Below are 9,882 nucleotides of genomic sequence, written 5' to 3'. Positions count from 1 at the left end.
CGTCTCCTGCCGCCCCCACCACCCGATAACCATGACCGCATTTTTCCATCGCCAGGACGGCGCGCTTGCCGTCGAGCAGGTGCCGCTGGCGCGCATCGCCGCTGAATTCGGCACGCCCACCTATGTGTACTCGCGCGCGGCGCTGACCGCTGCCTACCAGGCCTACGCCGCCGCCTGCCAGGGCCGCAAGGCGCAGGTCCAGTACGCCATGAAGGCAAACTCCAACCTGGCGGTGCTGCAGGTGTTTGCCAAGCTGGGCGCCGGCTTCGACATCGTCTCGGGCGGCGAACTCAAGCGCGTGCTGGCCGCCGGCGGCGACCCGCGCAAGGTAGTGTTCTCGGGCGTGGGCAAGAGCGCGGCGGAAATGGAACTGGCGCTGGCACATGACGTGCGTTGCTTCAATGTCGAGTCGATCCCCGAGCTGGACCGCCTCAACGAAGTGGCCGGCCGCGTGGGCAAGCGTGCGCGCGTGTCGCTGCGCATCAACCCGGACGTGGATGCCAAGACGCACCCGTATATCTCCACCGGCCTGAAGGGCAACAAGTTCGGCATCGCCTTCGAGGACGTGCTGCCGACCTACCGCGCCGCGGCCGCGCTGCCGCACCTGGAAGTGACTGGCATCGACTGCCATATCGGATCGCAGATCACCGAGGTCGAGCCCTATCTGGAAGCACTGGACAAGGTGCTGGACGTGGTCGAGGCGCTCGAGCGCGACGGCATCCGCCTGGAGCATATCGACGTGGGCGGCGGCCTGGGCATCACCTACACCGACGAAACCCCGCCGGACATCACCGGCTTTGCCACCACGCTGCTGGAACGCGTGGCCGCGCGCGGCCACGGCCACCGCGAGGTGCTGTTCGAGCCGGGCCGCTCGCTGGTGGGCAACGCCGGCGTGCTGCTGACGCAGGTGGAGTTCCTCAAGCCCGGCGCGGCCAAGAACTTCTGCATCGTCGATGCCGCCATGAACGACCTGGCACGCCCGGCCATGTACGAGGCCTACCACCGCATCGAGCCGGTGGTGCTGCGCGACGCGCAAGCGGCGACCTACGACATCGTCGGCCCGGTGTGCGAATCCGGTGACTGGCTCGGCCGCGACCGCGCGCTCGCGGTGCAGCCGGGCGACCTTCTGGCAGTGATGTCGGCCGGCGCCTACGGCTTCACCATGAGCTCCAACTACAACACCCGTCCGCGCGCCGCCGAAGTGATGGTCGATGGCGCCAGCGTGCACCTGGTGCGCGAGCGCGAACTGGTCGAGGACCTGTTCCGCGACGAGCGCCTGCTGCAGGACTAAGACCCCAAGCCCGGCCCGCCTACGCGGCGGGCTGGCGCGCCCCCGCGGGCTTGCGCAGCCGCCACCACAGCCGCATCCCCAGCAACACGAACACCACCGCCGCATAGATCGACACTTCGCCAAAGTCGTTCTTGCCCGCCTTGTGCCACCAGTAGTGCAGGATGGCCAGCACCGCAATCGCATAGACCAGCTTGTGCAGCGCCTGCCAGCGCTTGCCGCCCAGCCAGCGCACCATGCCATTGGTGGAAGTCAGCGCCAGCGGAATCATCAGCATGAAGGCGGTGAAACCCACCGTGATGAAGGGCCGCTTGTACACGTCCTTGATCATGTAGGCGAGGTCAAAGCCGCGGTCCACCCCGATCCACAGCAGGAAGTGCTGCAGGCCGTAGAAGAACGCGAACAGGCCCAGCATGCGCCGCAGCTTGATCAGCCAGTTCCAGCCAGTGAGGCGGCGCATCGGGGTGATGGTCAGCGTCAGGCACAGCATCACCAGCGTCCAGGTGCCGGTGGAGCGCGTCACGAATTCAAGCGGATTGGCGCCGAACTGCTCCGTGGCACCCAGGTACAGCAGCCGTACGAACGGCAGCAGCGCCAGCAGCCAGACCGCAAGCTTGAGCGCGCGCACGCGCTGCGGCGACAGCGTAGCCAGGCCGGCCGGCTTGCGCGCCGCCACGGCGGCGGCGCTGGTGGAAGAGGTAGCCATGCGCTCGCCTTGCATCAGAAGAACTTCTTCAGGTCCATGCCCTGGTACAGCGACGCCACCTGCTGGCCGTAGCCATTGAACGGCAGGGTCTTGCGCTTGGGTGCGAACAACGCGCCAAAGCCGCTGCCGCGCTCCTCGCCGATGCGGCGCTCGGTGGCCTGGCTCCAGCGCGGATGGTCCACGTCCGGATTCACGTTCGAATAGAAGCCGTATTCCTGCGGCGCGGCCAGGTTCCAGCTGGTGGGCGGCTGCTTGTCGACAAAGCGGATCTTCACGATCGACTTGGCGCTCTTGAAGCCGTACTTCCACGGCACCACCATGCGCACCGGCGCGCCGTTCTGGTTGGGCAGGACCTCGCCGTACAGGCCGAAGGTCAGCAGCGCCAGCGGGTGCATGGCCTCGTCCATGCGCAGGCCCTCGCTGTACGGCCAGTCGAGCACGCCGCTGCTGACGCCGGGCATCTGCTTCTTGTCGGCCAGCGTGATGAACTGGATGTACCTGGCACCAGGCTGCGGCTCGACGCGCCGGATCAGCTCGGCCAGCGGGTAGCCGACCCACGGGATCACCATCGACCAACCCTCCACGCAGCGCAGGCGGTAGACGCGCTCTTCCATTGCCGCCAGCTTCATCAGCTCGTCCAGGTCATAGACCTTGGGCTTCTTCACCAGCCCCTCCACCGACACCTGCCATGGGCGCGGGCGCAGCGTGCCGGCGTTGCGCGCCGGGTCGGACTTGTCGGTGCCAAATTCGTAGAAGTTGTTGTAGGTGGTGACGTCCTCGAAGGGCGTGCGCTTGTCGGTGATGACATAGGCGTTGTTGGGCGTGGCGGCCAGCTTCTGGCCGTGCTGCCCCTGCGCCAGGGCCTGGCGCGCAAACCACGGCGCCAGCGTGCTGCCGGCTGCGCCGGCCGCGGCCAGCGCCAGCATGCGGCGGCGCGCTTCGAAGACGTGACGGGGCGTGACCTCGCCGGCGGCGATATCGCCGCCGCGCAGCCATTTGGGGGAAGGGATCAGCATGGTTTTCCTCGTTGCCTGGCCGTGCCGGCGCCGGTCGCGCCCACACGCTTGCAGGATTGGACTCTGGCCTTGGTCGGAGAGTGCTGGCCAGTCCTGACAGTTTTTTGTGCCTGCGTCGGAATGCCGCGGGTCATGAGGCGCCAGGCGCACGCAATGTGCCGCCAGCACCTCGCGCGCGGCTATCCGCCCTGGTATTGCTGGTACACCATCTGAGCCACCGTGAGCAGCCGCGCCCGCTCCAGCGGGCCCGCCAGCGCAAAGCCCAGGTCGCGGTCGATCCAGTAGAAGGCCATCATCGGGTCGCGGCCGGCGGCTGGCCGCCTGGAGCCTGCGCCTGGCATGCGCTCGACGCGGAAGCCCGTATCGGGCGTGCCCTGTGCCATGCGCCGCAACTGCAGCGACAGGCGCGTACCGTCGTCCGCTTCATACATCAGGATGGCCGACGGGCCGCCTTCGGCCACGCCCAGGCGGCCGCCAATCAGGTGGAAGCCCTGCGCGCGCAGGTCCGGCACCTGCAGCGCCGTGCCCAGGCGCTTGGACAGCCATGCGATCAGATGGGCCTCTTCCGTCGCCGCGACTTCAACCGGGTGGCGCATTTCCGGAGCGTAGACCGCGTGCGTCGCCAGCGCCTCGCGCGCAAAGCGCTCGCCGGGCGCCAGCACCAGCGTGCTGCCGCCAAAGCGGTCATGTGCCAGCCAGCCGAGAGCGCCGCCCACCGCCAGCAGCGCCACCGACGCGCAGGTGGCCGCCAGCGCCATCGCCCATCGCGGCCTGGTTCGCGCGGCATTGCGCTTGCGATCTCCGTGCAGCCCCGGCGGCAAGGCCGCGAGCGGTACGGGTTCGTTCAGTACGGGATCCAGCGCCCCGTGCAGGGCATCGGCCTGCCTGCGCCAGACTGCGACCTGTGCCGCCGCCTCCGGGTGCTGCGCCAGGTACGCCTCCACGGCGGCGCGCCGCGCGCCGGAAAGCTGGCCATCGGCGTAGGCATGTAGATCGGCTTCGTGGATGGCGGACATCATTTCACCCGCTGCAGGGGCTTGCCGGAAGCTGCCGGCACGGCAGCGGGCGCCTTGCCGTCGAGCAGCCGCCGCATCTGCTCGCGCGACCGCGCCAGGCGCGACATCACCGTGCCCTGCGGAATATCGAGCACGCGCGCGGCCTCGGCGTACGTCAGTTGTTCCAGGCTGACCAGCAGCAGCACCGCGCGCTGCGCCTCCGGCAGTTGCGCCAGCGCCTGCACCAGGTCGCGGCGCAGGCCGGGGTCGTCAGCGGGGGCGCTGACCTCGGGCAGCGTCTCGGTGGTGACCACCAGTTCCTTCCTGCGCACGGTATTCAGGCGCAGGCGGTGCATCAGGGTCAGCAGCCACGGCAGCAGGCCATCGGCGCCGTCGCCCCACCAGGCGCCGGGGCGCAGGCGGAAGCGCCAGCGGTAGCGCAGCGCGCGCTCGAGCGTGTCCTGCACCAGGTCGTCGGCCAGCGCCGCGTCGCCGGTGAGGCCGCGCGCATGGCGCCGCAGCCGCGGCGCCAGCGCGACGAGCTGGCCGTCAAACCCTTCCATGCCGTGGCTGCGGTGGCTGCCGAAGCGTCAGGGCTTGGCCACGTGCCAGACGTTGTTGAGGTTGTCGCCGGTGCGGTCGCCCGGCTTGGCGTCCTTGGCAAAGCGGTACAGCGGCATGCCGCGGTACGCCCACTGCTTGCCGCCGTCATCGCGCGTGATGATGGTGTACTGGCCCGACGCATTGCTGCCAGGCGCGGCCATCAGCGGCGGCCAGTTGGTGGCGCACGGGCCATTGCAGGCGCTCTTGCCGCTGCCGGCGGTGTCGCGGTCGAAGGTGTACAGCGTCAGGCCCTGCGGATCGGTCAGCACGCCACTGGTCACCTTCACCGTGGGCGGCAAGTTGCCGGCGCCGCCGCCACCGCCCAGGCCCATGCCGGAACAACCGGCGAGCAGGACAGCCGCACAGCCGAGCGCGAGCGCGGCGGGACGAACGAGGGATGCTGCAGTGGTAAGACGCACACGTGCCATGATCTTGTTCTCCATGCAAACCGGTGCCGCCAGCCGGCACCGCTCCTCAAGTAAACACCGGATGTGACGCCTTTATTCCATGGGCATCCAGAAAAATTGAAAAAAGACGAAAAAAAACCTGCCCGGAGGCAGGTTCTTGCATTGCAGCATGGCGCCGCGTCACAGTTCGCCGTAGCTGTGCAGGCCCGACAGGAACATGTTGACGCCCAGGAACGCAAAGGTCGTCACCAGCAGGCCGACCAGCGCCCACCAGGCCGCCACCGTGCCGCGCAGGCCCTTCATCAGCCGCATGTGCAGCCACGCCGCGTAGTTCAGCCAGACGATCAGCGCCCAGGTTTCCTTCGGGTCCCAGCTCCAGTAGCCGCCCCAGGCCTCGGCCGCCCACAGCGCGCCCAGGATGGTGGCGATGGTGAAGAAGGCAAAGCCGACTGCAATGGCCTTGTACATCACATCATCGAGCAGTTCCAGCGATGGCAGGCGTTCGGCCAGGATGCCGCGCTGCTTGAGCAGGTAGGCCACCGAGACCATCGCCGCCAGCGCAAAGGTGCCGTAGCCGATAAAGTTGGCCGGCACGTGGATCTTCATCCACCAGCTTTGCAGCGCCGGCACCAGCGGCTGGATCTCCTGCGCATTGCGGCTGACCGTGTACCACAGCAGGAAGCCCACCGCGGCCGACACCACCAGCATCACGAACGGACCCAGCGCGCGCGTGGCGTAGCGGCCTTCGTAGTAGAGGTAGAACAGCGAAGTGATCAGCGTGAACAGCACGAACACTTCATAGAGGTTGGAAATGGGGATGTGGCCGATGTCCGTGCCGATCAGGTAGGACTCGTACCAGCGCACCAGCAGGCCGGTGAAGCCCAGCACCACCGCGCCCCAGCACAGCTTGCTGCCGATGCTGTAGCCCGTGTTCGAGCGCGCCGCCAGCCCGAGCCAGTAGAACAGCGTGGACAGGAACACCAGCGCGCTCATCCACAGGATGGCTGACTGGCTCGACAGGAAGTACTTCAGGAAGAAGGCCTGGTCCGCGCGCGCCAGCTGCCCCTGGTAGAGCTGGATCGCGAACAGCGACAGCGCGGTGAGCGCCAGCATCAGCGGGCGCACCGCCTTCCAGTGCCAGCCGAGCAGCGCGAAGGTAGGCACGGCGCCGATCAGCACGGCCTTGTCGTAGCCATCCATCCACTGCCCGTATTGCGACAGCGCCACGCCGGCGCCAACCGCCAGCGCCAGCGCAAAGAGCCAGTCCACCCAGGTCAGACGGCGCAGGAAGGAAGGTTCGAGATAGGCCTCGTCAGCGCCGGTGTCGGCGCGCGTGGTGCCGCGCATGGCGGGACCGGCCTGGTTCACATTTGAGGACATAGCGTACCTGCTCAATTCAGTGGGGGGTGCCGGCGGGCTCGGGCGCCTCGCTGCGGCCCCCTGCGGCGCGGCCGATATCGTCACGCAGCGCCGTGAATTCCTTTTCGAAATCCATCGTGCGGCGCTGGGTCGACATCGCCATCAGCACATGGCTGCCAGGCTCGGTGTCGCCCTCGGCGGGCTTGTCTTTCACCCAGATCCAGACCCGGCGCTCGCGTATATAGAACATCGCGAACACGCCCAGCACCAGCAGCAGACAGCCAAGATACACGATGTTCTTGCCCGGCGCACGGGTCAGCTGGAACACGCTGGCCTTGATCTCCTTGAAGTCGTCGAGCTGCAGGAACACCGGCGCGCCGTAGAAGAAACTGTCCGACAGCGCGTTGATGGCCTGCTGCAGGAAGGTGCCGCTCTGGGCGCTGTTGGCCACCACCGGCAGCTTGTCCTGGGCGCGCGCCAGCTGCCACAGCTCCCACATCGAACCGTTCAGGATCTTCAGGAGCACGTCGGCGGCCTTCTGCTGCTCGGCCGGGGGCACGGATTTCTCGAGAAAGGCGGCGATCGCGGTGAAACCGCCCGGGGGCGAATCCGGCGTGGGCCGCGTGGCGCCGGCGAACAGGTCGAGCGCACGCAGCGAGCTTTCGGCCAGCTGGCGGCGCAGGTCGGCCTTGTCATCGCCCGGCATCGACGCCAGCGCAAAGCGACGCGCGGCTTCGCCGCGCAGCGCGCGGTCCTGCAGCGCGGCGCGCAGGCGCATCCAGTCGGCCACGCTGCCCTGGTCGTCGGCGGGGATGCGCAGATAGCGGAATGGTTCGCTGGGCGATTCACGCATGCCGGCCAGGAACACCGACTGGCCGTCCATCTGCACCGGCACCATGTAGTTGTTGAACTCGCGCGCCTGGCCGGTGCGGTCGCGCAGCTTGTACTGCACCGACGGGCCGACATTGCGCAGCGTCTTGGCGCGGTCGGTGCTGGCGGCGGCGCCCAGGTGCTTTTCCAGGGTCTCGTTGAACGATTTGCGCGCCACGCCACGCGCGTCGGGCTTGCCCGAGGCATCGGTGACGTTCTCGATATTCATCAGCCGGAAGTCGCTGAACTCGACCGTCAGGCCATCGCTGTCGGCGCTGGTGCCGGTGCCCGCCAGCGGCTTGTTGCCGCCCACCGCGCCATCGATGGTGAAGGTGGCGTGGCCGCTGCCCTGCATCGGGTAGCCGACGAACTTCAGGCGCGAGCCGCCGTCCTCGAAGCTGGACTGGTAGATGGCGATGCCGTCGACGATCAGCGGCTCGTTCACCTTGATGGTGGCCTCGGTCTGCTTGCCGGTGGCGCGGTCGGTCACGATCACGTCCGAGGCAAACAGCTTGGGCATGCCGGTCTCGTAGAAATCGACCTTGAACTTCTTGAGCGTGATCGCGAAAGGCAGGTCCTGCACCAGCGCGCCGTCCGAGATGTTCAGGATAGCGGTGGAGACGGTCGAGCCCTCGGGCACGTAGGCGTTGCCGCGAAAGCCCGGGTTGCTCGCCGACAGCCGGTGCTGCGGCGGGATCTCGCTGATGACCGCGTTGCCGCTGATCGGGGTCTTGCCGCCCAGCCACATCTGCGCGCGGATCAGCAGGTCGCCGTCCAGCAGGCCGCCAATACAGATCACCACGATGGCGGTGTGCGCCAGGATATAGCCGGCCTTGTTGGCCGCGCCGGCCTTGGCCGCCAGCAGGGTGGCGCCGTCATGCTCGACCGCCTTGAGGCGGTAGCCGCGGTTGCGCAGCAGCGCCGACAGGCGGCTCACCGCCTCGGTGCGCGGGCGCGCGCCGTCGAATTCGCCGCGGTGATGGAAGGCGCGCAGGCTGCGCTCGCGCACATGGTCCTTCCACGAGCGCATGTCCGCCACCATCCTGGGCGCATTGCGGATCAGGCAAAGGCTGGTCGACACCACCAGGAAGGCCAGGATCAGCAGGAACCACCAGGAACCGTAGACCTTCTGCAGCGACAGCGTGTGGAACACATCGGCCCAGAACGGCCCGAACTGGTTGACGTAGTTGGGATACGGCTCGTTCTGCTTGAGCACGGTGCCGATCACGCTGGCGATGGAGATCACCGTCAGCAGCGCGATCGCGAAGCGCATCGAGGACAACAATTCGACCGCGTCGCGCAGCACGCGGTGAGAGGTCTTCAGGTGCAGCCCTGAAGTGGAAGCGGTCGACATGTGCAGGGAAACCTAAAACAACGTGCGGCTGGAAATGAAAAAAGGGCGGACATGCTTTGGCAAGCAGGCCACCCTTTTCGATTGTGACAGGCGCGTTCGGTTGCATGCCGCGGCCCCCCCGCCGGAACGGGGGACCGCCAAACCAACGCGCCGGCGCCTGGCGGGCGCCAGCGGAGTCGCGGAATCGTTATCGAACGCCGGCGACGTAATCCGCCACCGCCTTGATCTCGGCATCCGACATCTTGGCGGCGATGGTCGTCATGACCGGGTTGTTCTTGCGGGTGCCCTGGCGGAATGCCACCAGTTGTGCCTCGGTATAGTCCGCCCACTGGCCGCCGATGCGCGGGTACTGGGCGGGGATGCCGGCCGCAGTAGGACCGTGGCAGGCGGCGCAGGCGGGCACGCCCTTGGCTGCGATGCCGCCGCGGTAGATCTTCTGGCCGGCTTCGATGGTGTCCTTGTTCTTGGCGGTGGCCGGCTTGAGCGACTGCTTGGCCAGGTAGGCGCCGACGTTGCGCATTTCCTCGTCGGTCAGCACCGACGCCATCGGCACCATGATCGCGTTGTTGCGTGCCTTGGACTTGAAGTCGGCCAGCTGCTTGTGGACGTACTCGGGATGCTGGGCGGCCAGCTTCGGGTTGGCGGCGGCGGCACTGTTGCCGGCGGCGCCGTGGCAGCTCAGGCAGGCGGGCACATTGCGGTCGGGGGCACCTTGCGTGTACAGCGTTTCACCCTTGGCCGGGTCAGCCTTTGCGGCGGCCTGCTCTGCGGCAGATGCCATTCCGGAAAGGGCGGCGGCAGGAACGGCCAAAGCCAGGACACCCAGAATCTTCGCAATGCGGTTCATTCGCACACCTTCTCTGAATTGTTTTGGATACCGTGATGCGTGCCGCCCCGGCGCTTTGCCGGCGGTGAGGACGCGCCGGTGCAAAGGCTGGTATCGTGGCGACCCGCGCGCGGCTGACCGATCCGCAAAGCGCTGGCCGTGGCGGCAGACCCCGCCAGCCCGCTCCCGCAGCCGCCGCACCCTCCGGTGCAACGCGCAATGCGGGGCAAAGGCCCTGCCCACGATGGAACGACACACTAGGCTTCCCGCCCGGACGACGGCAGCCGAGGCACGCGGCCATGGATGCCACGCGTCACCCGTTCAGGAGACCGTAAACCGGCGTATTGTACAATAAGTTATGTGCCGGATTGATGCCTTGCGCCTTGTCATGCCCCTTTCGGGCTGCGCCAGATCAACCCCGGCGGGCGGCCCAGGCCGCCAGCCATCCCACCCTGGCG

General features: G+C 67.7%; 9 protein-coding genes. 1 reads left to right on the top strand and 8 read right to left on the bottom strand.

Features of this window, described 5'->3' with window-relative positions:
* Positions 1 to 31 precede the first annotated feature (31 nt).
* The gene (gene lysA / locus AC3WQZ_RS25250; RefSeq protein ID WP_010812359.1) at positions 32 to 1,291 is read left to right on the top strand and encodes a diaminopimelate decarboxylase; all 1,260 of its coding nucleotides are present in this window, start codon (positions 32 to 34) and stop codon (positions 1,289 to 1,291) included.
* A gap of 19 nt (positions 1,292 to 1,310) precedes the next feature.
* Here lysA and msrQ read toward each other — a convergent pair whose 3' ends face one another.
* From msrQ to AC3WQZ_RS25210, 8 genes are all read right to left on the bottom strand, one after another.
* Positions 1,311 to 2,009, bottom strand: coding sequence for a protein-methionine-sulfoxide reductase heme-binding subunit MsrQ (msrQ, locus tag AC3WQZ_RS25245; protein ID WP_010812360.1), 699 nt, complete (start codon positions 2,007 to 2,009; stop codon positions 1,311 to 1,313).
* Positions 2,009 to 3,010, bottom strand: a complete 1,002-nt coding sequence (gene msrP, locus AC3WQZ_RS25240) for a protein-methionine-sulfoxide reductase catalytic subunit MsrP (RefSeq protein ID WP_010812361.1) — start codon at positions 3,008 to 3,010, stop codon at positions 2,009 to 2,011. Before msrP ends, msrQ begins: the two co-directional genes overlap by 1 nt.
* A 179-nt stretch (positions 3,011 to 3,189) precedes the next feature.
* Entirely contained in the window at positions 3,190 to 4,029 is an 840-nt protein-coding gene (locus AC3WQZ_RS25235) for an anti-sigma factor family protein (protein WP_492301451.1), read from the bottom strand.
* Positions 4,026 to 4,568: an RNA polymerase sigma factor gene (locus AC3WQZ_RS25230; RefSeq protein ID WP_010812363.1), complete on the bottom strand. Its 543-nt coding sequence runs from the start codon at positions 4,566 to 4,568 to the stop codon at positions 4,026 to 4,028. Before AC3WQZ_RS25230 ends, AC3WQZ_RS25235 begins: the two co-directional genes overlap by 4 nt.
* Positions 4,569 to 4,595: 27 nt before the next feature.
* Entirely contained in the window at positions 4,596 to 5,036 is a 441-nt protein-coding gene (locus AC3WQZ_RS25225) for a COG4315 family predicted lipoprotein (protein WP_011616154.1), read from the bottom strand.
* A gap of 159 nt (positions 5,037 to 5,195) precedes the next feature.
* Positions 5,196 to 6,362, bottom strand: coding sequence for a c-type cytochrome biogenesis protein CcsB (gene ccsB, locus AC3WQZ_RS25220; protein WP_136227831.1), 1,167 nt, complete (start codon positions 6,360 to 6,362; stop codon positions 5,196 to 5,198).
* A 49-nt stretch (positions 6,363 to 6,411) separates the two neighbouring features.
* The gene (locus AC3WQZ_RS25215) at positions 6,412 to 8,598 is read right to left on the bottom strand and encodes a cytochrome c biogenesis protein ResB (RefSeq protein ID WP_011616156.1); all 2,187 of its coding nucleotides are present in this window, start codon (positions 8,596 to 8,598) and stop codon (positions 6,412 to 6,414) included.
* 187 nt (positions 8,599 to 8,785) lie between these two features.
* On the bottom strand, positions 8,786 to 9,445 hold the full coding sequence (locus AC3WQZ_RS25210) for a c-type cytochrome (protein ID WP_010812367.1): 660 nt from the start codon (positions 9,443 to 9,445) through the stop codon (positions 8,786 to 8,788).
* Positions 9,446 to 9,882: the final 437 nt, after the last annotated feature.

Source organism: Cupriavidus sp. FW305-26, assembly GCF_058787975.1.
This window is presented reverse-complemented; position numbering and strand designations above follow the sequence as displayed.

Coding starts and splice junctions, on each gene's coding strand:
- AC3WQZ_RS25225 (WP_011616154.1), bottom strand. CDS start 5,036: ATGGCACGTGTGCGTCTTACCACTGCAGCATCCCTCGTTCGTCCCGCC.
- msrP (WP_010812361.1), bottom strand. CDS start 3,010: ATGCTGATCCCTTCCCCCAAATGGCTGCGCGGCGGCGATATCGCCGCC.
- ccsB (WP_136227831.1), bottom strand. CDS start 6,362: ATGCGCGGCACCACGCGCGCCGACACCGGCGCTGACGAGGCCTATCTC.
- AC3WQZ_RS25230 (WP_010812363.1), bottom strand. CDS start 4,568: ATGGAAGGGTTTGACGGCCAGCTCGTCGCGCTGGCGCCGCGGCTGCGG.
- AC3WQZ_RS25235 (WP_492301451.1), bottom strand. CDS start 4,029: ATGATGTCCGCCATCCACGAAGCCGATCTACATGCCTACGCCGATGGC.
- msrQ (WP_010812360.1), bottom strand. CDS start 2,009: ATGCAAGGCGAGCGCATGGCTACCTCTTCCACCAGCGCCGCCGCCGTG.
- AC3WQZ_RS25210 (WP_010812367.1), bottom strand. CDS start 9,445: ATGAACCGCATTGCGAAGATTCTGGGTGTCCTGGCTTTGGCCGTTCCT.
- lysA (WP_010812359.1), top strand. CDS start 32: ATGACCGCATTTTTCCATCGCCAGGACGGCGCGCTTGCCGTCGAGCAG.
- AC3WQZ_RS25215 (WP_011616156.1), bottom strand. CDS start 8,598: ATGTCGACCGCTTCCACTTCAGGGCTGCACCTGAAGACCTCTCACCGC.